24 protein-coding genes and 1 pseudogene are annotated in these 23,696 nt (G+C 61.0%); 13 read left to right on the plus strand and 12 right to left on the minus strand.

The genetic code is table 11. The features are described from left to right. From E8A46_RS28315 to E8A46_RS28325, 3 genes and pseudogenes are all read right to left on the minus strand, one after another. Positions 1–1,339, minus strand: a pseudogene (locus E8A46_RS28315) (hypothetical protein); the annotation flags it as partial. Further along, positions 1,332–1,523 carry a ribbon-helix-helix protein, CopG family gene (locus E8A46_RS28320; protein ID WP_291568212.1) on the minus strand — a complete coding sequence of 64 codons (192 nt, stop codon included), beginning with the start codon at positions 1,521–1,523 and terminating at the stop codon, positions 1,332–1,334. The gene E8A46_RS28320 and the pseudogene E8A46_RS28315, both read right to left, overlap by 8 nt. A gap of 348 nt (positions 1,524–1,871) precedes the next feature. Beyond that, the gene (locus E8A46_RS28325; protein WP_291568214.1) at positions 1,872–2,111 is read right to left on the minus strand and encodes a helix-turn-helix transcriptional regulator; all 240 of its coding nucleotides are present in this window, start codon (positions 2,109–2,111) and stop codon (positions 1,872–1,874) included. 101 nt (positions 2,112–2,212) lie between these two features. On the opposite strand from E8A46_RS28325, the gene E8A46_RS28330 reads away from it, so the two are divergent. The 4 genes from E8A46_RS28330 to E8A46_RS28345 all read left to right on the plus strand — a co-directional run bounded on the left by E8A46_RS28330 (position 2,213) and on the right by E8A46_RS28345 (position 3,522). Then, a complete protein-coding gene (locus tag E8A46_RS28330; RefSeq protein ID WP_291568216.1) occupies positions 2,213–2,533 on the plus strand; it encodes a hypothetical protein in 321 nt (106 codons plus the stop codon). Between the two features lie 136 nt (positions 2,534–2,669). After that, positions 2,670–3,128, plus strand: a complete 459-nt coding sequence (locus tag E8A46_RS28335; protein ID WP_291568218.1) for a hypothetical protein — start codon at positions 2,670–2,672, stop codon at positions 3,126–3,128. Then, on the plus strand, positions 3,125–3,295 hold the full coding sequence (locus tag E8A46_RS28340; RefSeq protein WP_291568220.1) for a hypothetical protein: 171 nt from the start codon (positions 3,125–3,127) through the stop codon (positions 3,293–3,295). Before E8A46_RS28335 ends, E8A46_RS28340 begins: the two co-directional genes overlap by 4 nt. Further along, positions 3,292–3,522 (plus strand): hypothetical protein, encoded by a 231-nt coding sequence (locus E8A46_RS28345; RefSeq protein WP_291568222.1) that lies wholly within the window; start codon positions 3,292–3,294, stop codon positions 3,520–3,522. Before E8A46_RS28340 ends, E8A46_RS28345 begins: the two co-directional genes overlap by 4 nt. 558 nt (positions 3,523–4,080) lie before the next feature. Here E8A46_RS28345 and E8A46_RS28350 read toward each other — a convergent pair. The 4 genes from E8A46_RS28350 to E8A46_RS28365 all read right to left on the minus strand — a co-directional run bounded on the left by E8A46_RS28350 (position 4,081) and on the right by E8A46_RS28365 (position 10,419). Further along, positions 4,081–5,208 (minus strand): D-alanyl-D-alanine carboxypeptidase family protein, encoded by a 1,128-nt coding sequence (locus tag E8A46_RS28350; RefSeq protein WP_291568224.1) that lies wholly within the window; start codon positions 5,206–5,208, stop codon positions 4,081–4,083. Positions 5,209–5,406: 198 nt separating this feature from the next. Next, positions 5,407–6,531 (minus strand): ABC transporter permease, encoded by a 1,125-nt coding sequence (locus E8A46_RS28355; protein WP_291568227.1) that lies wholly within the window; start codon positions 6,529–6,531, stop codon positions 5,407–5,409. Positions 6,532–6,541: 10 nt separating this feature from the next. Continuing rightward, a complete protein-coding gene (gene rbbA / locus E8A46_RS28360) occupies positions 6,542–9,286 on the minus strand; it encodes a ribosome-associated ATPase/putative transporter RbbA (protein WP_291568229.1) in 2,745 nt (914 codons plus the stop codon). Next, the gene (locus E8A46_RS28365) at positions 9,283–10,419 is read right to left on the minus strand and encodes an HlyD family efflux transporter periplasmic adaptor subunit (protein WP_291568231.1); all 1,137 of its coding nucleotides are present in this window, start codon (positions 10,417–10,419) and stop codon (positions 9,283–9,285) included. Before E8A46_RS28365 ends, rbbA begins: the two co-directional genes overlap by 4 nt. Before the next feature lie 139 nt (positions 10,420–10,558). Between E8A46_RS28365 and E8A46_RS28370 the strand changes: the two genes are divergently transcribed. After that, complete coding sequence (locus E8A46_RS28370; protein ID WP_291568233.1) at positions 10,559–12,892, plus strand: HAD-IC family P-type ATPase; 2,334 nt, start codon at positions 10,559–10,561, stop codon at positions 12,890–12,892. Positions 12,893–12,938: 46 nt separating this feature from the next. Here E8A46_RS28370 and E8A46_RS28375 read toward each other — a convergent pair whose 3' ends face one another. Next, complete coding sequence (locus E8A46_RS28375) at positions 12,939–13,208, minus strand: PilZ domain-containing protein (protein WP_291568235.1); 270 nt, start codon at positions 13,206–13,208, stop codon at positions 12,939–12,941. Between the two features lie 353 nt (positions 13,209–13,561). Between E8A46_RS28375 and E8A46_RS28380 the strand changes: the two genes are divergently transcribed. Further along, entirely contained in the window at positions 13,562–14,935 is a 1,374-nt protein-coding gene (locus E8A46_RS28380; protein ID WP_291568238.1) for an MFS transporter, read from the plus strand. A gap of 79 nt (positions 14,936–15,014) precedes the next feature. After that, entirely contained in the window at positions 15,015–15,416 is a 402-nt protein-coding gene (locus tag E8A46_RS28385; protein WP_291568240.1) for a VOC family protein, read from the plus strand. Positions 15,417–15,792: 376 nt separating this feature from the next. On the opposite strand, the gene E8A46_RS28390 is transcribed toward E8A46_RS28385, so the two are convergent. After that, the gene (locus E8A46_RS28390; protein WP_291568315.1) at positions 15,793–16,524 is read right to left on the minus strand and encodes a Spy/CpxP family protein refolding chaperone; all 732 of its coding nucleotides are present in this window, start codon (positions 16,522–16,524) and stop codon (positions 15,793–15,795) included. A 246-nt stretch (positions 16,525–16,770) separates the two neighbouring features. Here E8A46_RS28390 and E8A46_RS28395 point away from each other — a divergent pair, with 246 nt between their 5' ends. The 4 genes from E8A46_RS28395 (at position 16,771) to E8A46_RS28410 (ending at position 19,751) form a co-directional block, all read left to right on the plus strand. Next, positions 16,771–17,760: a hydroxyacid dehydrogenase gene (locus tag E8A46_RS28395; RefSeq protein ID WP_291568242.1), complete on the plus strand. Its 990-nt coding sequence runs from the start codon at positions 16,771–16,773 to the stop codon at positions 17,758–17,760. A gap of 69 nt (positions 17,761–17,829) precedes the next feature. Continuing rightward, on the plus strand, positions 17,830–18,051 hold the full coding sequence (locus E8A46_RS28400) for a hypothetical protein (RefSeq protein ID WP_291568244.1): 222 nt from the start codon (positions 17,830–17,832) through the stop codon (positions 18,049–18,051). Further along, entirely contained in the window at positions 18,020–19,246 is a 1,227-nt protein-coding gene (locus E8A46_RS28405) for an amidase (RefSeq protein WP_291568246.1), read from the plus strand. The genes E8A46_RS28400 and E8A46_RS28405 overlap by 32 nt, the downstream gene beginning before the upstream one ends. Before the next feature lie 100 nt (positions 19,247–19,346). Then, entirely contained in the window at positions 19,347–19,751 is a 405-nt protein-coding gene (locus tag E8A46_RS28410; protein WP_291568248.1) for a hypothetical protein, read from the plus strand. Positions 19,752–19,778: 27 nt separating this feature from the next. Here the strand turns inward: E8A46_RS28410 and E8A46_RS28415 are convergent, their stop codons facing one another. The 3 genes from E8A46_RS28415 to E8A46_RS28425 all read right to left on the minus strand — a co-directional run bounded on the left by E8A46_RS28415 (position 19,779) and on the right by E8A46_RS28425 (position 21,639). Continuing rightward, positions 19,779–20,300 (minus strand): DUF1993 domain-containing protein, encoded by a 522-nt coding sequence (locus E8A46_RS28415; RefSeq protein ID WP_291568317.1) that lies wholly within the window; start codon positions 20,298–20,300, stop codon positions 19,779–19,781. Positions 20,301–20,494: 194 nt separating this feature from the next. Continuing rightward, complete coding sequence (locus E8A46_RS28420; RefSeq protein ID WP_291568251.1) at positions 20,495–20,902, minus strand: cupin domain-containing protein; 408 nt, start codon at positions 20,900–20,902, stop codon at positions 20,495–20,497. A 38-nt stretch (positions 20,903–20,940) separates the two neighbouring features. Beyond that, positions 20,941–21,639 carry a ribonuclease activity regulator RraA gene (locus E8A46_RS28425; protein WP_291568253.1) on the minus strand — a complete coding sequence of 233 codons (699 nt, stop codon included), beginning with the start codon at positions 21,637–21,639 and terminating at the stop codon, positions 20,941–20,943. A gap of 266 nt (positions 21,640–21,905) precedes the next feature. Between E8A46_RS28425 and pxpB the strand changes: the two genes are divergently transcribed. Beyond that, positions 21,906–22,637: a 5-oxoprolinase subunit PxpB gene (gene pxpB, locus E8A46_RS28430; RefSeq protein ID WP_291568255.1), complete on the plus strand. Its 732-nt coding sequence runs from the start codon at positions 21,906–21,908 to the stop codon at positions 22,635–22,637. After that, positions 22,634–23,686 carry a biotin-dependent carboxyltransferase family protein gene (locus tag E8A46_RS28435; protein ID WP_291568257.1) on the plus strand — a complete coding sequence of 351 codons (1,053 nt, stop codon included), beginning with the start codon at positions 22,634–22,636 and terminating at the stop codon, positions 23,684–23,686. The genes pxpB and E8A46_RS28435 overlap by 4 nt, the downstream gene beginning before the upstream one ends. Positions 23,687–23,696: the final 10 nt, after the last annotated feature.

Here is a 23,696-nt window from a genome sequence, read left to right on the forward strand (position 1 = left end):
ACATCCCGCGCGCTTTCATTCCCTTCGTTTGCAACGCGGATCGGGCCATCACCAGCGCCCGTTTGCGCTGGGCCGGCGTCATGAGATCAAACCCGTACGCCCTGGGGTCCGCGTGAGCATTCCACTTAGAGGCAAACTTTGCGTAGTCGCTTTCCGGCAAGCCGGAATGTTCAAAGGCTACCAGTTGCGCTTGTTTCATTCGGCGCAAAGACAGCGCCGATTTGGCGACATCGACCGCAGCCGCGTTGCTGATATTAACGCTTGGATTGCCAGCAAATGCCGCTGCTAACTTGTCATTGGTCCCGCTGTTGCCGTTCTGATTGACGAAATCGGTTAGATATTGTTTAGCCTTGTCATAGATCGCGACATCATCTTTCAGGCCCTTGAAATCAGCGCCGGGAATATTTGAAAGAACGAACGATTTAAGATGATTGATTGACTCTGTGCCGGGGCCGCTTCCCTTCGTTCCAAGTTTTTCAAGTGCGGGAATCGCCTGCTCCAGCGGGAAAACCTCTTGCTTAAAGTTCAGGCTGCGATTGCGAGCATCGGCAAGCGATTTGCCGGATTCGGTGCCGGCCACTTGTTGAGCTTCTACGCTACCCGGTGGCGGCGCGGCCACGATTGAGCCGGGAGGCTGATAGCCGGATCGTGCGCGGACGGCTGGCGCGGGAGCGGCGGGCATGGGTGCGGGCGCTGGGGGCGGTGATGCGCCACCAAGTAGCCGATTAGGTGCCGCTTGTGGCGGCGCTGGCGGCGTTGGAGGCTGCAAATTGTTACCGGGCAATTCCAGCGGAGCGTTACCGCTGCCGCCAACATAGGTCTGCTTGTTATTGGCGCCATATTGAGGGGTTGTCGGCGGTACAGTGTTTGGCTGATATCCGCGTTCTTCGATCGGCCCATTGCCGAATGCTGGAGCGCCATAGAACTTAGTTCCGCCGCCCGTTGAAACGGCTTGTGTCCGCCCAAGATACGCCTGCCCCCTCTGCCACGCATCTAGCGTTTGAGCGTGCACGTTCTGAATTGCCTGCCGCTGCATCATCGGATCGCGCGGCAAGCCCTGCATAAATTGCACTGCGTGTTGCGCCGACATGGCATCGCCTTTTGTCAAGCGACCGAGCACGTCCCAGAGTTTTGGGGTTATATCTTTCTGCCCAAGATCGGGGTCACTGAGCAGCCCTGCGGCGGCATTGTTGACCATGCCAAAGCGTTCTGTCGCGAGCTTGATGGAGTTTTCCTGAACGGCCTGCTGCTTAAGCTGGTTTTCGAGCAGCTTGTTCGACATATCAAACGGGCTTTGAAGAACGTTATCCCGGTAGCTGGAGACATCAACTTCAGCCATATGCCGCCCCCGCAAAACGGGTCACGTCAACGCCATCAGCCTTAAGCCGATCAGCAAGCGCCACGCGGATGAAATCGCTGCGCGACATCATGTGAGAGTCCGCCGCCTGATCCAGCAAGCGCGCGAAAGATTTGGGCGTTCTGATTTGCAGAATCGCGTCGTAAGTCAGCCGGGCATGCGACATTGGCCACCTATTCGGTGTTGAATCGGGGTTCGGTTTCCGATTGCCAGCGTCGAATTGCTTTTTGCCGGTCCCAAAATTGGGAGGCACAGGCGCCGTTTCGTCCCCTCACGGCCTCCGGGGGTTACTTTCACCAAGCAGTCCCCGGTCCTGAAGTGGGGTCAGTTGAGGCCATGGGTTTCGACGCCATGGATTCAGGATGAATTAATATAGTCCGTAATGCGGCCCGCGTATAGAAGAATTACGCAGCACAAACCTGAGTCATTTTGTCGCATATACGCAAGGCGCCAAGGTTATGGCGCTCCCAATATTGCAACAGTGGCAAATTTAGACCGATCGAATACTTGCGGATTAGGTGTTGGCCCGAAGCCTGACGCCCGGTTGTCCGTGGTTTAGAAATTCAATTCCAGCGCTTTCCAGCGCCGTCATAACCGCCCGAATCGTATCGAGCCCACTCCCCAACGTCGCCGCTCCCTTGCCTTCCATCGCCGAAATCGTGGTGACGTTGACGCCAGCCGCCGTTGCTAATTGGGTCTGACTAAGCCCCGCAAGCGCCCGGGCGGCCTTAAGCTGGTTTCCAGTAGTTAGCATATCGGCTTTCCCCTTTATCTAAATTACCGTACCCAAAAATATATTGGGTAAACCCATTGACGGCAAGGGCCAATACTCTATAGGGTAAACCCATAATTAAAATGGGTGTAGCCAAGATGAAACAGTCAATTCAAGCCGATGCAATGCGCCGGGCCTGGGCCATCTTCCGCCAGACCTACAATTTCCCCGCGATCAAGTTTTCCGACATTGGCCGCAAGTGCTTCGCTTGGGCACTGCGGCAGGCATGGGTTGAAGCCCGGGAGGCCGCCCGGGTTGCCGCGCTCTCGCCCGCCGCCAAAGCTGACGGCATCGAAACGCTGCAATCCCTCATTTCCCGCGCCGGCTACATCGACAGCGGCCCGCAATGGAAAGCCACCGTTGCCGCGCACCGCGACGAAATCCGCCAACTGCAAACCGTATGAAAGGAGATCACCGCCAACCACCGTATCCATGCGCCGCAGATTGCCGCGCATCGAAAGGCGGGCCGGACGAATGCGCAAACACTCGCCCGGCCCTTCACCAACACCCAGAACCCCATTTTGCAAAGGAAGCTGAACGATGGCTAAAGCCAAGAATAGCACGAAAGCCCCGCCAGCCCGCATCAAAACCGCCGATGATGCGCTGTTCAAACTGCATGATAATTTCTGCAAGGCATACGCCGCGATGCTTTGGCTTCGGGGCGGATCAAGCGTCCCCGTGAAAAACGCGACCAAGGAGGAAAAGGCGCTTGAGCGGAAATGGACCCGCGCGGTTGACATCGCCACGGAAAAAGCACGGGCCGTTGTCGGTGCCCCAGCCCACACCCTTGAGGGGATGCTGACGAAAATTCACGTTGCGGGCTTTACCTTCGATGATTTCAAAAGGGGCAGTTTCAGTATGCCCTATCACGGGCTAATCTGCGCCAACGGCAAGCCCCAACAGTGGGAGCCGACCGAGGTTTTCGAGCCGAAAGACGAAACCAAGCTGATTATTTCGTTGCGCGCCGATCTACAGCGCTTCGCCGGGAGGCGGGTATGATCGACATTGAAGAAGAAGCAAGCGCGATCTTCGATCTTGCTACCCTTGTCGGCGTTCTTACGGCTGGACCGGATGCAGACACCGCAATTGAGGGCATTCGTCTGATAATGATCGAAATCAGAGATCATGCCGCCAACATAAAGCGAAACACGGGAGGCCAGTCATGATCGAGCTTAACGATGTAGACGGCCCGCTACAGGATATCAAATATATGGCAGAGATCGCCGCTGAACTTAGCGACAATCTCGACTCGAATCACTCCCGCCCCGGCTTTTTCGAAATCTCACTCTCGGAAGGCAACCGGCTTGCTTTTTGCTGCAACGATATGTTGCGACGGATTGAAGAGTTAATGGCGTCTCTCTCTTCCGTCCGCCGAGCGAGGAAACGCGCCTAGCCCCTAGCAAGTTGTCATCCAATCCCCGCCCGGTTGCATCACGCGCCGGGCGGTTTCGTTTGAACGTAGCGCCAAACGCTATGGGCGAGTCACCTATTCGTTTTCCGCGCCTCGGGCCCCAACAGGGTGCGGAAACAAACCAAAACGCACCAGCGGCCATTTCTGAGTCACCCAGGGGCACCGTGGGTTTGGAGGACGGTCAGGGAATCGAACCCACCGCACAAATTCACTCGCGGTTTCGGTTTGCCATCATCGCCAAATCATCAAACAATTCAGCGGTACAATACGGGCCAAGGTTTGCCACTCTGCTGCAAATTGTTGAACGAAATCAGCGAAGCGATAAATCCCACCCCTTCCGCCAATTATGGCGCCAAGTCACCAACGTCCGGATCGAGCGGGAGCCTCTTTCTGGGCGGTCTCGCAATAGGATGTTGACCGGCCGCTATGCTTTGGGCTCCTGGCAGATTGACGACCAGGTCGGTCAGTCACCGGAGCCCCGAAATCCCCGGCGCATTTGAGACTGTGCAACCTATGCTGGGGTTCTATGAATAGACGTCTCTAGGTCCCTACGGTGCGATGTCTGGAAGCGGTTCTTGAGCGTTTCACCACGCCCTCATCGTACCGCGCTGCCTTCCGCTCCTTCACATCTGATACCGCGTGAAGAGTTTTCGTTCCGCGGTGAGAGGCATATTCCTTGCCGTCGACTGGTGCGACGTGCGGCGGATCTCTGTCGAGATAAGGTCGCCCGATTCCGAACTCCTTCTCATGTGCATCGATCCAATTCCAAAGTTTTTCAGTGGAAATCAATCGCTGTGTCCGTGTCCCGCCATTGACGCTCACGACATCGGCCGCAAGCCCGTGGCCATAGCCGCCACGGGTGCTCCCTCCATGATACGATCTGTCAGTGGCCGCCTTCAGGCCGCTTGCGATCGATTGACGGTAGTCATCGCGGAACGCGCTGGTTATGCCAGGCGACAGCCCGGCCTGCTCCGCAGCGTGAAGCGTATGGAAGAGCTTTTGTTTGAAGTCTTTATCCATGCCACCAATCACGTAGTCCATCATTGACATGCCGGTCTTTTCCGCCGCCTTTGGATCCTTCCACGCGAAATCCTCATTGACGGGCTTGGTAAAGGTTTTCGTGACGGTCACTGTTTTGCCTTTCCTCTTGACCATCACTTTCCTGAGCTCCTGCACCTTGATGGTGTCCTCCTTGGGCGTCCGTTGGTAAAGCGCCCACAGGTATTGGTCGATGCAGATGTCGACCACCATGCATTCGTCCCGAATTTCGATGGAGCTCACGGCATCCCTGGTGTCCTGAGGCATCGCATTGGTCGTGTTCGCTGTCGCCACCTGCGCGGGCGCTGTTTCGGACGGCAACATCTGCGACGAATCGGTCAACGCGGCCTCCACGATCGATTTCGGCTCATCCGAGGCCGCCGTCTTGTCGGTGTCCATTCCCCTCACTGGTTCGGCGGTTGTTGCAACGTCGACGATACTGGAGTTGTCCAATGCCCGCGGCTGCGACGCGTCCGCGCGCTCGAAATCGGCGGTGAGAAATGGTGCAATTCGGTCCGGGGTTGGCGCTGCGGTGTTCTCGATGCCGGCCGAAGCGAAGCCTGCAAACCAAGCGATAGCCCCCGCTCCGCACAACACCGCCGCCATTGTTGCAGATCGCTGTGGGTTCATGATCCCAATCCCCTAACGCTCCAGCCGAGTCAGCTTACCCTGTACGCTTCGGGCCGATTTTCGGCTCACGATAGGATTACGCAATGGCGAAAGCTGCGGCTTGTCAGTCTTTCCCAAAAGGTGTTGCTCGTATGCAACGCGCCGCCGCAAGCAGCTTCATCGCGCTTGGTGTTCCAGGTTCCCGGAACTCCATCGTATCTAGGTCGCCTGTACCACGACCGAACGGAAACGCTGGATGGCGAGGCCGAAGAACAAGGCCCCGATGGCGGCTACCGCGAGGAATTGCGGCCAGACCACGTCGAGCCCGGCGCCGCGATAGAGAATTGCTTGCGCGAAGGCGACGAAATGCGTCGACGGCGATATCTGCATGAATTTGGCGAGCCATGGCGGCATGCTCTCCAGCGGAGTATTGCTGCCCGAGAGCATATTCATGGGTAGAAAGACCAACATGTACAACAAGCCGAGTTGGGGCATCGACCGCGCCACCGTGCCCAGGAAGATTCCGATCGCGGTCGCAAAGAACAGGTAAATCACGACGCCGACCATGAACAACGGTATTGAGCCTGCGACCGGGATGCCAAGTATCAGGCGCAGCACCAGGTAGAGCGACAACCCCACCGCCACTGCGATCACGAGGCCATTCGCCCAGACCTTGGACATCGCGATCTCGAACGGCGTCAGCGGCATCACCAAAAGATGATCCATGGTGCCGTGCTCGCGCTCGCGCACGACGGCGGCACCGGCCAGAATGATCGCCAGCATGGTGATATCGTTGATGATTGCCATCACACTGGTAAACCAGGCCGTCGTCAGGTTGGGGTTGAACGCGATGCGCACATCGAGATTCACAGGCGACGGCCCGGTACCCTCCGCATGGGAGACGAAATCGGAGATTTCGGTGCCGATGATCTGCTGCGCGTAGCCGGAACCAAGGCCGGCCTGCACCATCGCGGTCGCGTCGACATTGATCTGGAGCACCGGTTGGTGTCCCGCCAAAACGTACTCTTCGAAGTTCGGCGGGATATCCAGCACGAAGGTGAATTTTCCCGCGTTCATCGCAGGAATGATATCTTGCTCGGCGATCTGTTTCGGCGACTGGAACAACGGTGGGAAGAAAGCATGGGCAATTCGGCGTGAAAGTTCCGACTGGTCCTCATCGACGATCGCGATGGAGGCATTGTGCAGCTCCTGCGAATTGCTCCGGGCCTGCAAGGTCACCGCCAGCGAAAATGAATAGACCACCAGTCCCAAAAGAACGAAATCGTGCATGAAACTGCGCAATTCCTTGACGCCAAGCCAATAGATATTTGCGGCCTTTCGCATGATCCGGACCCTAACGCTCCTGTTTGCGGAGCAGCAGAATGCTGAACGAGGTCAGAACCGGGACAAACACAATCAGCGCGAGCAGATCGACGCCAAGATCCGCAAAGCCCAACCCCTTGGTGAAGGTACCGACGCTGATCGGCACGAAATAGGTCATGGGAAATCCGCGGCCGATGATTTGGGCCCCTCCGGCGAGCGAGGATACCGGCGTCATCATGCCGGCGAACTGGGTCGCAGGCAGAACGGTCAAGATTGCGGTCCCGAACAGCGCGGCGATCTGGGTTTTCGTGAATGCTGAAATCAGCATGCCGTAGCCGGTCATCGTCGTCACATAGACCAACACGCCCAGGAGCAAGGCTGGAAAGCTTCCCTTGAGCGGTATCTGGAACACGAACAGCGCCATCAGCAGCATCAGGGTGAAGTTGGCCATCGCTACCGCGATATAGGGCAGCTGCTTGCCGATCAGGAATTCGAGCCGGGTCACCGGCGTCACATAGAGGTTGGTGATTGAGCCGAGTTCCTTCTCCCGGACAATCGCCAATGCCATCAGGATCGCTGGAAACAGTGCGAGCATCAGCGACATGGTTGAAGGCACCATCGCATAGATGCTGTCGAAATCCTGATTGTACTTGAACCGGGTTTCGATGGTCGCGGGCGGGGATACGGCGGGTTGGGTCGTCTTCACCGCCGGATCCCGCAGGTACAATTGGTGCATCCCCTGGAGATAACCGCGGATGGTTTCGGCCCGAAACGGCATCGCGCCATCGATCAGGGCGCTGACCCAGACCGGACGACCGCGCTTGATATCGACGCCGAAGTTGGGTGGAATTTCAATCGCCGCCGAGATGTCGGCGCTCTTAAGGCGCTTGTCGAGCTCGTCGTAGGTGCTGAGCGGCGCCTTTTCCACGAAATAGGTCGAGCCTCTGAGTTCTTCCAGATAGGCGCGGCTCTCGTGACTTTGATCGCGGTCGAGCACTGCAAAGGACAGGTTATTGACGTCCGTCGAGACTCCGAATCCGAATACCAGCATCAGAAACGTCGTTCCAAGCAGGCTGAACCCGAGCCGGATCGGGTCGCGCAATAGCTCAAGGGCCTCCCGGATCGTGTAAGCGAGCAAGCGCTGCAAGCTGAACACGGGATGATCCGGCTTCGTGGATCGCACCTGATCCAGGAGCACGCGCGGTTTGGCAAACTCCTGGATCGTGGAAGCGCGGGGTCCCGATGCCGTCTCGAGATAGCCGATGAACGCCTCTTCAAGGGTGGCGGCGCCGCGAGCCCTGGTCAGTTCAGCCGGCCTTCCCGTCGCCAGGACGCGTCCGGAATCCATCAGCGATACTCGGTCGCAGCGTTCAGCCTCGTTCATGAAGTGGGTCGACACAAAAATCGTCACGCCTTGATTGCGCGACAGATCGATCAGCGCTTCCCAGAAACGGTCGCGCGCAAGAGGATCGACACCCGACGTCGGCTCATCGAGGATGAGTATTTCCGGCTCATGGACGATGGCGATGGCCAGCGAGAGCCGTTGGCGAATTCCCAATGGCAGATCCAGCGTTCGCTGATCGAGATAATCTTCAAGGCCGAACTGTCCGACCAATTCGGCAATACGCTGCGCCGCCTTTTGCGTCGGCAGATGAAAAATGCGCGCGTGAAGATCGAGGTTTTGCCGGACCGTAAGTTCGGTATAGAGGGAGAATGACTGCGACATGTAGCCAACGCGATAGCGCGAGCTGATGTCGTTGGCGTCGAGGACCTTTCCGAACAGAAGCGCCTCGCCGGCCGAAGGCGACAGCAAGCCTGTCAGCATTTTCATCGTCGTGGTCTTGCCGCAGCCGTTGGAGCCGAGAAAGCCGAAGATCTCGCCACGTTCGATCGTGAAGTTCACCCGGTCGACGGCGGTGAAATCGCCGAAGCGGCAGGTCAGGTCGCGGGCTGTGATAATCGGCTCGTTGTCGAAAATCCGAAGCGGCGGTATCTGGAGGGATCGCGAGCCGTTACGCAGCTCTTCCGGAAGCAGCGCAATGAAAGCCTCTTCGATCGTTATGGCCCCGGTGCCGTCCCTGAGTTCGGCGGGCGATCCGGTTGCCAGAACCTTCCCGCCATTCATCGCCGCCAGCCAGTCGAAACGCTCGGCTTCTTCCATGTAGGCGGTCGCGACGATCACGCTCATGCCCAAACGGCGAGACCGTATGCGGTCGATCAGCTCCCAGAACTGCCGGCGTGAGAGCGGGTCGACGCCGGTGGTGGGTTCGTCCAGGATCAGCAAATCGGGATCGTGAATGAGCGAACAGCACAGACCGAGTTTCTGCCGCATGCCGCCTGACAGCTTCTTCGCCGGACGATCCTCAAATGGCGCCAGGCCCGTGCTGTCGAGCAGTTCGGCAATGCGCCAATTGCGCTCGTCGCGCGATTGTCCGAACAGTCGGCCAAAGAACTCGATGTTCTCGCGGACGCTAAGGTCCGGATAGAGATTCTTGCCCAACCCCTGCGGCATGTAGGCGATCCTGGGACACACCGACGACCTGTGACTGGCGTCTGCGATGTCGCCGCCGAGGACAATGGCGCTGCCGGACTGATTTTGACGTGCGCCCGCGATGATGCCGAGAAGTGTGGATTTCCCTACTCCATCGGGACCGATCAGCCCGACCATGCAATCGGCCGGTATGCTGATTGTTACGCCGTCCAGCGCTTTGACCTTGCCATATCTTTGCGTCAGGCCATCAAGCACGGCGACGAAGCCGGCCTGCCCCCCCGTCACGGCGAGCCTTTCAGGTTTTCAGGCCACGCGACATCCGGATCGGCGCGAAGGTAGGCGACCCCAGGCAAGCCGCTCCGTACCGACTCGGCGTGAACGCGAGAACGCTCGGGATCGATCCGCACGCGAATCCGAAACATCAGCTTGTCGCGCTCGCTCTGGGTTTCCACCGTCTTCGGGGTGAACTGCGCCTGGCTCGCGATGAAGGAAACCTTCGCCGGAATCGGTATATTCGGATAAGCGTCGAGCAAGATCCGCGCGTCGGTGCCGACCTTGATTTTTCCCGATTCCAGGGTGGGCAAGTAAATGTCCATGTAGACATACGAGATGTTCAGCATCGTGAAGACCTTGCCGCCGGCCGGAAGCACTTCGCCGATATTCGCCAGCCGATACTGAATCCGGCCGTCGAGCGGAGCCACCAGGTCATTGTCGTTGATATTCACGGTGTAGAGCCCGACGTCGTGCTGGTTGGCTTCCAGCAGGCGTTCAGCTTGTGCAACCCTGTTGGTCGCGGCGTTTAACGCCGCGTTCGCACCGTCGAGGGCTTGTTTGCGTTGATCGAATAGTTCCTTTGTCGCCCAGCCGTTCTTCAGCAGGCCCTCGGTCCGCTCCAGCTCCTGCGCCGCCAGCGTCCGCTGCGTCCGCTGCTGCTCCAGATTGGCGGTGGCTTCGGCGATCGTTTGCCGCGCCTGCTCCACCTGCGCCTGGGATTTCTTGAGTGACTCCTGCAGGTCCCTGCTATCCATGCGGGCCACCACCTGTCCCGCGGTGACCATGTCGCCGATGTCGGCGCGTAGTTCCGCGATCCGGCCTGGAAACTTGGTGCTGATATCGATTTCATCGGCTTCAAGTCGGCCGTTACCAAAACTTATGCCCGGGGGCAGTTGCGACTGAGAGTGCTTCCACCAATAGACGCCGCCTCCTCCAGCGGCGAGAAGGACCGCAAGAAGCCCGACCGAGAACCGCAGCCGCCGGCTGTTCCGCGCCGGTTTCAAAGGTACGGTCACCGGCAGATTCGAGGTCGCGACGACGGGGCGAGCCTTCTCATCGGTAGTGCCGGCGGCTTCGCCGGTGCGCGTATTCGTCGACTTCTTCTTATCGATATCATCCATTAGCGGCTGCAACTTCGTCTCCACAAAGCAATCTCATTTCTGTTGAGAGAATTTGGCACTGGTCTGTCGGGCGGGTATTGAGCGATATCAAACGACGCGCGGCCGCAGGCCTTAAGGGGAACCTGACCCTGCCCAAATGATTGGCTTTTTGCCCTAAAGACCTATGGAAACTTTGATCACGGGACTTTCTGGCGCAGAAGCGAAGCGCAGGCTTGGGCAGTTTGGCCCCAATGTCACCCCGGATGTCGCCGTTCATCCGGTGCGCCTGATTCTGGCCAAATTCCTGGCGCCAGTTTCAGTGCTGCTGGAGATCGCGATCGTCCTTCAATTGGCGCTCGGCGAATATGTCGAGGGCGCGATCATCGGCGTTCTCTTGGTATTCAATTCGGCCATTGGCGTTTTCCACGAGAACCGAGCCCAGTCGACGATCGCGGCGCTCAAGTCAGGACTAGCACTCAGAGCTTCGGTCCTGCGTAACGGCGTTTGGGCGATTTTGCCGGCCGCTGAACTTGTGCCGGGGGATATCGTCAAACTCAGCCTCGGAACGGTAGTCGCCGCGGACGTCCGGATTCGCGATGGTTCGATCCTGCTCGATCAATCCATGCTCACCGGGGAGTCCCTGCCCGTGGAAGCCGGGCGCGGCACCGAGACCTATGCCGGTGCGTTGGTTCAGCGCGGCGAAGCGATCGCCGAAGTGCTGGCCACCGGGGTTCGCACCAAATTCGGCCGCACCGCGGAGCTCGTGCGCACGGCCTACGTGGTCAGCACCCAGCAAAAAGCGGTGTTTCGCGTCGTTCGCAATCTTGCCGGCTTCAACGGCGCCGTCACCGTGCTGCTGATGGCCTACGCCTACCACATCGGGATGCCGCTGGCGGAGGCCATTCCGCTGGTGCTCATCTCGGTTCTGGCCTCGGTTCCGGTGGCACTGCCCGCGACCTTTACGCTTGCGACCGCGATCGGCGCGCAAGCCCTCACACGTGTTGGCGTGCTTCCGACCCGCCTCTCCGCGGTCGATGAAGCCGCGAGTCTCGATGTGCTTTGCATTGACAAGACCGGCACCCTGACGCGCAACGAACTGGCCGTGGCCGCGATCCGCGCGATGCCTGGCTTCGACGAAGCCCATGTCTTGGCGCTCGCCGCGCTAGCCAGCGCCGAGGGTGGCCGGGATCCCGTCGATACCGCGGTACAGGCCGCCGCAGCCTCGCAGCAAATGAACTTGCTTCAAAGCGGCACCGGCCTTCCCACCGTCACCAGCTTCACGCCGTTCGACCCGGCTACCAAGATGTCGGAAGCGCGCGCGCTCGACGGCGATGGCAACGCGCTGCGCATCGTCAAAGGCGCCTTCGCGGTGGTGTTCGGGCTTTCGCAACCGGCGCCGGCCGCGGAGCAGGCTGCCAATGAACTGGAAAGACACGGCCATCGGGTCCTCGGCGTCGCGATCGGGACCGAAACCGCCATGCGCCTCGTCGGACTCGTGGCCCTCAGCGATCCGCCGCGCAGCGATTCAAGGGAGATGATCGATCACTTGCGCGCGCTCGGGATTCATACCGTGATGGTGACCGGGGACGCGGCGACGACCGCTGCCTTCGTCGCCGACGCGGTCGGATTGACCGGCGCCGTTTGTCCGCCGGGCGGGATCAACGATCGGCTTGGCCCCGAAGATTTCTCGGTTTTCGCTGGCGTGCTGCCCGAAGACAAGTTTCGCTTGGTCAAAGCGTTTCAGAGCCGCGGTCACACCGTCGGCATGTGCGGCGACGGCGCGAACGACGCGCCGGCCCTGCGTCAGGCCCAGATCGGCATCGCGGTGTCATCGGCCACCGACGTCGCCAAGTCGGCCGCGGGTATCGTCCTCACCGAGCCCGGGCTTGCCGGCATCGTCGCCTCGGTTCGGGAAGGCCGGATCACATTCCAGCGGATCCTGACCTATGCGCTGCGGTCGATCGTTCACAAATCCCGGCAGGTGTTGTTTCTCGGATTCGGCCTGATCCTGACCAAGCACGCGATCCTGACGCCGACGCTCATGGTTATTTCGATGATCACCGGCGATTTTCTCGCAATGTCGTCAACCACCGACAATGTCCGTCCCTCGCCCATGCCAAATTCCTGGCGGATTGATCATCTCACCATTGTCGGCATTATCATTGGACTTTTCGATCTCGCCTTCTGCGTCGTCATCCTGGCCTTCGGTTCGATGGTGATGCACTTTGACATCGATACCTTGCGCACGTTGACGTTCGTTACGCTCGCATGCAACGGCCAGGCTGTATTTTATGTCGTCCGCGAGCGAAAACGCATCTGGTCTTCGCGGCCGAGTCTGCTGGTGATCCTCTCAAGTATCGTGGACGGCTTGGTCATCGGCACGCTGGCGCTGGCCGGAATATGGATGACGCCGCTCGCGCCATCGGTCGTCGCGGGAATTTTGGCCACGGCCATCGCCCTTGCCTTGGTCATGGACCAGATCAAGGTGTGGCTCTACGCCCGGTTCAAGATGGTTTAGCAAGGCTGCCCGCGACCACCCTGAGGCCCGGCTGGCTCCTCCGGGTTCAGTTCCGCCTTGAGGTGTCTTTCGGCGCTGCGGCAAAAGTCACGCCGATCCGCTTTTGCTGGATCCACACGATGCTGCATTCGTGGATCGAAGAGTCGCTCGCCATCACCAGGCGAAAGTGCGGAGGAACGAAGGCGGGATTCTCGACATCGATGGCAGCGCCCTCGGGTGAGATATTTCGCACCATGCAGCTCATGACGGATCCCCCGGACGAGACGTAGGCCGGTTCGTTTATTTCAGTCCGCGGGTGCTTTCGCTTCTCTTCCATCGGCCCGAGCCTTGATCCCAACTCACCGGGCGAGATTAGCGCCAAACCTTAAACAAATTAACCGCCGTTGCTTCGATCCAAATGAATCGGAAGCTGTAAGCGCCATTTTTTGCCGCACCGGCCGACGAAATCCGATCGGGCTCGCACGCCTGCGGGGGGCTTGGCTCCGGGCCTAATCTGCCCGGAGCAACATGGGGCCGGCGGAAACCCGGAACGGCTGATGGCTTTTTGCACAAGGACCCCCGCGTGTCGCCAGGCTTCCGCCGGCCGCATTCGCAGGTTAGCTTTGTCGTCACCGCCGGTGCGTAGGCGCGACGCCGGCTCAACCAACATGCGCCAACGGGAAAAACGCCATGTTCGAGATACTCGATCGACGGACGAGTCTGACCGGTAACCAGATCAAGATCCTCGTTGCGGCCATCATCGGCGACGCGCTCGAATTCTTCGATTACTTTCTGATCGGCTTTGTGCTCGCCTTCCTGATTGGACCTTGGAAACTGACCTTCGGCCAGTCCGCCACGGTGCTGATGAGTTCCGGTATTGGCGCCATCATCGGCGCCTATGTCTGGGGTTGGCTTGCCGATCGCATCGGCCGTCGCAAGGTCTTTATCGGCACCGTGCTAAACTTCTCGATCGCGACCGGCCTGTTGTATTTCACGCCCGACAATGGCTGGATCTACCTCTCGGTGATGCGTTTTTTCGTCGGCGTCGGTGTCGGCGGGCTCTATTGCGTGGATCTGCCGCTGGTGCAGGAATTCATGCCTTCCTCCAAGCGCGGTTGGGCCGGCGGCCTTGTCACCTGCGTCATCCCGCTCGGCGTTGGCCTCGGCGCCGTCTTGGGTTCGTTGGTCGGCAGCGGCGAGTGGCGGCTATTGTTCGCCGTTGGCGTACTGCCCGCCCTGCTCGTGCTGTTGGTTCGTGTCTGGGTCCCGGAGTCGCCGCGTTGGCTGTGTCGCCAGGGCCGCTATGAGGAGGCGCGCAACTCGCTGGGCTGGGCGCTGCAGATGGCGCCGGCATCGCTGCCGTTGCCGACGGCCGCAGACGCCGGCCCGATCGTCAGCAGCAACTGGCTTGACCTTTTCAAATATCCGCGAAGCCTGATCGTCTCATGGCTCGGCAATGCCGGCGCGCAGACCGGCGTCTACGGGATCACGCTCTGGGCGCCGGCGCTGTTTGTGGTGCTGCTGAAGGTCACACCGCAGGAAGCCGCCAAGATGATGATCCTGCTCAGCGTCTTCGGCTTCGTGGGGCGTCTGTCGTTCTCGTTTTTCTCCGAACTGATGGGCCGCCGCAACGCCGGTGGCCTGCTGGGCTTCGGCGCGGGGGTGCTGACCATCGTGGCCGGTTACAATTACAATGCCATGTTCATGGGCGTATCGGCGTTCTGGCTGCTGCTGGCAGTGGCTTTCTTTTTTGCCGACGGCGGCTTTGCCATCGTCGGGCCCTACGCGGCGGAAGTCTGGCCGTCGCATCTGCGGACCTCGGGCATGGGTTCGGCCTACGGCTTCGGCGGCATCGGCAAGATCATTGGGCCGGTGGGCCTCGCCTTGATCGTAGGCTCGGGCAATTATCTCAAGCCTGACGTGCCCTTACCGGAGATTCCTCTTGCTTTCGTTTATCTCGGTTGCTGGTTTTTGATGGCCGGGACGGTGTATTATTTCTTTGGGCTGGAGACCCGGGGCAAGTCGATCGAACAGATCGACAGGGAACTGGCGGTCTCCACCTGATTGCTGCACCAAACCAATCCGTCGGCACCTGCGGACGCGGGCACCGATGCGACCTGATCTTTGTCTGGGGAGAAACACCATGCCGCTCGGCGGACTGCAACATTACACTATCGAACCCGCGGATCTCGAGCGCAGCAAGGACTTCTATTGCGAGGTGCTCGGTTTGCAGAACGGCGACCGGCCGCCGCTCGATTTCCCCGGCTACTGGCTTTATTTCGGCGGTGTGGCCACCGTGCACCTGATGGGCACGCGCCAGCCGCGCGAAGGCATCGTGGTGCGCGGCACCGAGAAGAAATACGAAGACACCGGCCGCCTCGACCATATCGCTTTTGCCGCCACCGATGTTGAAGGGGTACGCAGGCGTTTGCAGTCCAAAAACGTCGCATTCCGCGAGAGCATCGTGCCGCGCACCGGCGACACGCAGTTTTTCCTTTACGACCCCGACGGCGTCGGCGTGGAGCTGAATTTCCCGAAGACCTGAGACCATCCGGACACGACATCGCGGCCCGCTGGCCGCGATGTTCTGTTTGGCACGGTCCGCGGCGAGCCAAATCGCGACAAGGTCATGACCCAGCCATATCTCGGGCGCGAAGCGGTCAGCTTTTCTTCAATTTTGCATGACGAGTTGAAGGGCCGCACCGCTGCGGCAGGATAGCCGGGTGCCGCGCCTTCCACCTACCCCAGGGCCTGTGCGCCCGGCTATTCGCGGGCGCAATCGCCCTGGCGGCGGGCGGCCGCGGGGATTTCGTCGACGTCAGCCGGGCCATGCTTGCGGCCCGGTGGCCTTAAAGGCGTTTCTCAGCGCCAGCCGCTACCCCCGGTATCCAGTCCGAGGGCATGCTTCGCTCAACAGCGCCCTAGTCAAGCCCGCGCTCGTGGCTCAGGCGCACCATTTCCTGAATAAAGATCGTCTTTTGCTTGTCGTCGAGGCTGGTGAACAGCGGCTCGGCCGCGTCCGCGACGGCGCGTTGATCCACGGCGCGATCGTTGAGAAACTGGGCCTCGTTGCGCATCTGCTCGACAATATCGTCGGGCGGATCACGCTTTGCCCGCGCAATTCTAAGATTGAGACGGTCAGCGCCATTATGGCCGAGATAGTGCATCGCGCTGTTGAACGCGGTCCAGTGCTTTTCCTGCTCGGGCGTCAGGTTCAATTCGGTTTTGATCCGATCGATGTCTGCATCGCTGTTGGCGACGATCTGCTCGGCTGTCAGCTCCGGTTGGCCCGGCTGCGTGAGAACGTCCACCGGCTTTGCTGCTGTTGCTTTCGCGCCCTTGGCGGCTTTGGCATTTTTTGCGGGACCGCTCTGGGTCTGCTTGGCGCCGTTCGCGGGGGCCGCTGCCTGCCCTTTTTGTTCACCGACACCGAGCACGCCGGTAAACACGCCGACCACCCCGCCGATCGCGCCCCCCAATACGCCGCCGACGGGTCCGGCCGCCTTGTTGCCCGCCTCGGCTCCTTGTTGAACTCCCTTGACCAACCCTTGCGCGTCTGCCGGCTGAGGAATCCAGAAAAGCGTGACGACCAGTGCCCCAAGCGCAAGGCGCAGTCTTTGTTGCACGCGCGCGGCCGGCATCGGGCTGATCATCATGGGGTCTCCCAGGTCGATTCGAAGATAGGGTAACGGCGCTGTTGCAGCGAATCCGGACTTTACCGGTTTCGCGGCAAGCAAGTCTACCACCGCGCCAGCAGGAACGGCGCCGACGATCCCCGTGATTGGCAGTGGACCACGACAATCGGCTCCTGCTAAACGATTTGTCGACGTCGTCCCTCGACGGCAGGATCAGAAGAAGAAGCCGACAGGCAGCGCAAGGAACCGGGCTGGGAACTGGCGATGGCGACCAACAAGAAGAAAATCTTCATCACCGAATCGATGTCACTGCCGGGACGCGCCCTGCTGAGGGAACGCGGCGATATCGAACTCGTCGAATTTCCTAACTTGATCTCTGCCAGCGACTTCGAGGCCATGCTCAAGGCGCAAGCGCCGGTTCACGGCGTGGCGCTCGGCGCCACCCGTTTCGGCGAGCCCGAACTCGAGGCTGCGAAGAAGATCGCGGTCGTGACCCGGATCGGCGTCGGCTACGATGCCGTCGATGTCGCCGCGCTCAGCCGTCGCAAAATCCCGCTGATGGTGGCGGGAACCGCCAACTCCCCATCGGTGGCGGAGCAGGCGTTGTTCATGATGCTGACGCTGGCCAAGCGCGCCGTCGAGATGCACGCGCTGGTCAGGGACGGCCAATGGAGCACGCGGCTCGGCAAGCTGCCTTACGACTTGTTCGGCAAAACGGTCCTGATTGTCGGCTTCGGGCGCATCGGGACGCGAACCGCGAAGCGTTGCCTGGCCATGGAGATGAGCGTTCTGATCTACGATCCCTATAAGTCCCCCGACGAGATCAACGCCGCCGGCTGCGAACCCGTCACCGACCTCGATGCGGCGCTGCCGCGGGCCGATTTTGTCAGCATCCACTGCCCCAAGACGTCGGAAACCATCGGAATGTTCAATGCGGCGCGCTTGAAGCGCATGAAACCATCGGCCTATCTGATCAACACCGCGCGCGGCGGAATTGTCGATGAGGCGGCGCTTTATGACGCGCTCTCGTCCGGTAGGCTCGCCGGCGCGGGTCTCGATGTATTCGAGCAGGAGCCGCCGCCCGCAGGTCATTCCTTGTTCGAGCTTCCCAACGTCATTATTGCCCCGCATGTCGCAGGCGTCACCCGGGAAGCCGTCGACCGGATGAGCGAACAAACCGCGCGCAATATCCTGAGCGCGCTCGATGGCGAACCCATACGCCAGAACGTGATCAATCAGGACGTGCTCGGCTGATCGGGGCTTGATGGCATGCGGCCTTTGCCGACGGCTTAGCCGGGTTCGGCGCCTTACCCCCGGGGAACCATGGCCTTCAGAGAATATGGCAGCTATGACGCAGTCGGTCTGGCCGAACTCGTGCGGAAAAGGCAGGTCAGCGCCGGTGAATTGCTGGATGAAGCAATTGCGCGGACCACCAAGGTCGATCCGCAAATCAATGCGGTCGTCGTAAAGCACTACGACTACGCCAAGCGGCAAATCGACAAGGGACTTCCGGATGTCCGTTCACCGGCGTGCCGTTTCTCTTGAAGGATCTGGAGAGGGGACGCGGACCACGTCGGGCGCGAGCATCTACAAGGACCATATTGCCGCTCATACCGGCACCCTCGCCCGGCGCTTCCTCGACGCCGGCCTGACGATCTTTGGCAAAACCTCCACCCCGGAATTCGGATTGCTGCCGACCACCGAATCCCGCCTGTTCGGTCCGACGCGAAATCCATGGAATCCCGAGCACTCTTCCGGGGGATCTTCCGGCGGCGCCGGGGCGGCGGTGGCCGCGCGCATTGTTGCCGTGGCGCATGCTAGTGACGGCGGCGGTTCGATACGAATTCCAGCCTCGGCATCGGGCGTGTTCGGATTGAAGCCGACCCGGGCGCGCAATCCGATCGGTCCCGAGCGCGGTGAAGGCTGGAATGGATTTTCCTGCGGTCACGTGCTGAGCATCAGCGTGCGCGACAGCGCGGCCATGCTCGATGCGATCCATGGACCGGAGCCATCGAGCCCTTATAGGGCGCCACCGCCGGAACGGCCCTTCGCCGAGGAGGTCGGTCGCGACCCCGGACGGCTGCGCATCGCCTTTACCGACAAGTCGCCTTTTGGCGACGCCATCGACCCCGAAATCGCCGCGGCGGCCCGCGAAGTCGCGACCCTGCTGGCGCGGCTCGGCCATCATGTCGAGGAGCGCGCGCCGGTGCTGGCGACCGATCCGGCGGTCGTGATGGCGCTGATCGTGAACGCCCATACGGGGCTCGCGGTCCGGCTCGCCAGGCAGCAATTCGGCCGTGCCGTGACGGATCAGGATTTCGAAAACCTGACGCTCGCAAGCGCGCACAACGGCGGCAAGGCCACCGCGATCGACTATACGGCGGCGCAACTTGACGCCTTCCGGATTTCGCGGGGGCTGGCCACCTTCTTCGAGACTTGCGACGTGTTTCTGTGCCCGACGCTATGCTTGCCACCCCTGTGCATCGGTGAGCTCGACCCGATGTCGCAGGATCTGTCGCATATCCCGCCCATTCTGCGGCGCTATATGCCGGCAACCTCGATGTTCAACATGTCAGGCCAACCGGCGATGTCGGTGCCGCTCGCATGGAACGCCGCCGGATTGCCGCTCGGCATGATGTTCGCTGCACGCTTTGGCGACGAGGCGACGTTATTTCGCCTGGCGGCCCAGCTCGAACAGGGACGGTCCTGGAATAATAAGATACCGCCGGTTTGCGCATGAGCCGACAAAACTCAGCCGCAATCAGGGCCGAGGAAAGCATATCGGCGCGGGCGACCGGACCCGATTCCGGCGCCGCGCGCTGACTGTGGAGACTGAAATATTGAGTCAGAGCGACCCCACCGATCATGCTCTCGCGGCCATCGCCAGCATCCTCGATGCTCCGGAGGCGGATCGCGAGCCTGAAAGGGCCATCCATCGAGAAAAGCCCGATACTCCGGGACGGATCGAGGCTGACGGCTATTCGAAAGTGGGTCCCGGCCCGATGGCGGCGATCCGTTTCAAATGGACCGTCCGCCGCGAAAGCGATGGCCAATACTTCGTGGATGAAACCATCGGCGATAATTCGCAGCCGGTCAGCAACGGGCCGATGTCAGCGGATGCGGCCACAAGGTTGGTTGACGAGCGCGAGCGCGAGGCGCGACAGCGATTTGAGACGCTCAAGAGTGAAATGGTCGGACGCGCCGCCGCCGCGAATGTGGTGGGCCGAGATGGCGGCGAAATCTAGCTCCGTCGTCCCTCCCCGACTCGACGCTCACTGAGTCGGCTTGCGCTCGGAATTTGGCGTTCCCAGAAAATCCTTCTTGACGAGATCGACGCCGCAATGCCGCAGGATGTCGTAGGCCGTCGTGAGATGAAAGAAGAACTGCGGCACGCTGAAAGTCAGCAGCAGGGATCGACCGGTGAATTTTCGCGTCGAACCGTTTCGAAATGTGAAGACGACTTCCTTGTCGGCGGCGGCGTCGATTTGCAGCGGCTCAATACTCCCCACGAAATCCCTCGCTGCCGCGATGCGCGCCTTGAGTTCGGCAATGTCCGGCTCGGTGTCGCCCAAAACCGGGGGATCCACGCCGGCCAACAGCGCGCAGGCGAGGATCGCGTGCCTGTTCGCCTCGGCCACCTGGCGCGCGAGATCGTACATATTGGGATAGAGGCGCGCGCGCAGCAGGATTGAGGGATCGATTTTTCGGGTTTCGGCGTAAGCAACCGCATGGTCGAGCAGGTCGGACATACTGCCCAGAAAATGCGTGAACACCCCGACTGACGATTGGTGCATTGTGATTGTCACGGTCGCGATCCCCTCCGCGCGAAGCGACGTCCGGATAGGCCGGATTTGCTTGCAAGTCTATCCAGGCGCGGCGCTGAACCAGCGGAACGCTGCGATGTGCCCTGGGCGGATCATGTGCGAAAATTTCCCCCTGACATTGGGCACATCGACCTCGCAGCGGATCTGGCGGGTTGCGCCGCCTGCTATTCGCCGACCTTCGCGGAATATTCCGCGTCGGTGACCGGCTCCATCCAGGTCGCGTGACTTCCGTCCAGCGATTCCTGCATGGCGAGGTGGGTCATGCCGTTGGTCGGAGAGCCGCCATGCCAATGCTTTTCGCCAGGCGGAATCCAGACCACATCGCCAGGCCGGATCTCGCGGATCGGCCCGCCCTTGGTCTGAACCCGGCCCAGGCCTGAGATAACGTACAGCGTCTGACCGAGCGGATGCGAATGCCAGTTTGTCCGCGCGCCCGGTTCAAAAGACACGCTGTTCACCACGACCCGTGCTGGCGCTGGCGCGGCGGCGATCGGGTCCTGCCAGACAGTGCCCGTGAAGTATTCCTTGGGCGCGCGACGGGTCGGCCGAGAGCCGGCGGGATGAATGTCCATTGGTGTCCTCCTGCGATCACGCCATTCGGGCTACTGGATTATTTTTTTGACGCCGCGTAGCGCGCCTTGGTCTCGGCGTTCATGGGATAGAGGCCGGGCAGCACGGCGCCGTTGTTGACCTGGTCGACGATCCAGGCCTCCATTCGCTCCTGCTCGGCACCTTCGGCCAGAATGAGGTCTAGAAAGGCCTTGGGGATGACGACGGCGCCGTCCTGATCGGCGACGATGATGTCGTCGGGGAAGATCGCCACGCCGCCACATCCGATCGGCTCGCCCCAGCCGACAAAGGTCAGGCCGGCGACCGAGGGCGGCGCGGCATAGCCGTCACACCACACCGGCAGGCTGGTGCCGAGCACGCCCTCGAGATCGCGTACCACGCCGTCGGTGACCAGCGCGGCGACCCCGCGCTTGACCATGCGCGCGCACAGGATATCGCCGAAAATGCCGGCATCGGTGATGCCCATGGCGTCAACCACCGCGATGCAGCCATCGGGCATGGCTTCAATCGCGGTACGGGTCGAAATCGGCGACGACCATGATTCCGGCGTCGCCAGGTCTTCCCGCGCAGGCACGAAACGCAGTGTGAAAGCCGGTCCGACCAGCCGCTTCTGCCCTGGCCGAAGCGGGCGCGAGCCCCGCATCCAGACGTTTCGCAGGCCCTTTTTAAGAAGAACGGTGGTGATGGTGGCGGTGGAAACGCGCGAAAGCGTTGCGATGGCTTCGGGGGTCAGGGACATCGAAAAAACGGCTCCGGTGCAGATGGATCGGGCGGGCATCTTGCGGGGCGCGGCCATCGCGTCAAGTGCCGTCGCGAACTCTTTGCCGCAGCCATGCATGGCAGGTGCGTAATCAAGGCACCTTATCACGGATCTGCGGATTAGTTTATTGACCCTGCTGGCTTATTTGCGCCAACGGGTCGCGCGAAAGCGCGCCCGATGCTAGGCTTCGCCGAATTCCACTTCACAGCGTCAGAGCATGCTGCCGACCGAAGAATTATCAAGCCATGACTGCTACACTCTCCCAACCCCGCCTTTTGCCAAGTGGTGACGGCGCCGTCACGGTAGAATTCAGCCGCACCATCGACGACGCCGCGAACCGGCGGGTGCTCGCGCTCGACCGTACGCTGGCGCGTGAGCCAATCCCCGGCGTGACCGAAACCGTGCCGACCTATCGATCCCTGCTGGTTCACTACGATCCGACGCAGATCGATTTCGATGCGCTGGGCGGGAAACTCGGCGAGCTCGCGCAACAGCCGGTCCCGCCGACGGAGGAAACGCGACGCTGGCGCATTCCCGTGGTGTATGGCGGCGAACATGGCATCGACCTTGAGGATGTCGCCAAGACGCTGGGCACCACGCCCGATGAAATCGTGGCGCGGCACATCGCCGGCGACTACCGCGTCGCCATGATCGGCTTTACGCCGGGCTGGTCCTACCTCAGCGGCCTGCAGGATTCGCTGCAGATGCCGCGGCGACAAAACCCGCGGCTGTTGACCCCCGCCGGCACGATTTCGATCGGCGGCGTGCAGACCGGCGTGCAGTGTCTTGCCGGCCCGAGCGGCTGGCATTTGCTGGGCCGCACGGCTGTGCGGACCTACCAGTTGCACCGCGATCCGATCTTCCTGCTGGAACCCGGCGATCGCGTGACGTTTTCCGTGGTCGATGCCAAGACGTTCTTGGAGCAGGATCGCGCGGCAGAGGGTGGCGAGATTGTCGCGGAATTGATCGCCGCATGAGTACCCTTGTCATCGCAGCGATCGGGCCGGCAAGTTCGGTGCAGGACGGCGGACGCTTCGGCGCCCAGCGTTACGGTCTGACGCCGAGCGGCGCCATGGATCGGCTTGGGCTCGCCGCCGCCAATTGCCTGGTCGGCAACACGTTGTTTGCTCCGGGAATCGAGATCGGACCATTTGGCGGGGCGCTTGTCGCGCGCGAAGGCGCCGTCCGTGTCGCGCTCGCCGGCGCACCGCGTTCCGCCGAAATCTCGGGGCGCGCGGTCGCCTGGGACACGTCCGTGACGATCGCGGATGGCGAGACGCTGAAGCTGGGTCTCGCCCGCGGCGGGTCTTTCAGTTACCTCGCGATCGAGGGCGGGATTGCGGGCGAGCCGATGTTCGGAAGCCTGGCCGTGAATGCGCGGGCCGGACTCGGCAGCCCCTACCCGCGTCCGCTGCAGGCCGGTGACGAATTGCAGGTGGCGGCCGGGAGTGGCACAGCCGAGCAGCGGATCGATCTTCCTGCCGCGGTGGATGGCCCGATCCGCGTCGTGATGGGACCGCAGGATGACGAATTCGGCGACGGCATAAACCTGTTCCTGGATAGCGCGTGGAAAATATCGGCAACCAGTGATCGCATGGGGTACCGGCTCGAGGGCCCCGTGATCAGGCATCTGCACGGCCACAATATCGTCTCCGACGGCACCGTGAATGGCAGCATCCAGGTACCCGGCAACGGCCAGCCCATCGTGCTGATGTCGGACCGCGGCACCAGCGGCGGCTATCCCAAGATCGCGACCGTGATAACCGCCGATTTTGGCCGGTTCGCCCAGATTCCGGCCGGAACCGGCTTCAGGTTCAAGGCGGTCACCATGGCCGAAGCGCAGACCGAGGCACGCAAATTCGCCGAACTATTGCGAACCCTGCCCGATCGGCTCCGTCCGATCGAGAGTTTTGATCTCAACATCGAGGCGCTGCAAGATGCTAATGTCGCCGGCGCCGCGGTCAGCGCGGTCGACGCCAGAACGTGGCAGATCGCATCGCCTGCCGATGCGCTGACGCAGGACTAATCCGGGCAAC

This window comes from Bradyrhizobium sp. (genome assembly GCF_004799445.1).
GTDB lineage: Bacteria > Pseudomonadota > Alphaproteobacteria > Rhizobiales > Xanthobacteraceae > Bradyrhizobium.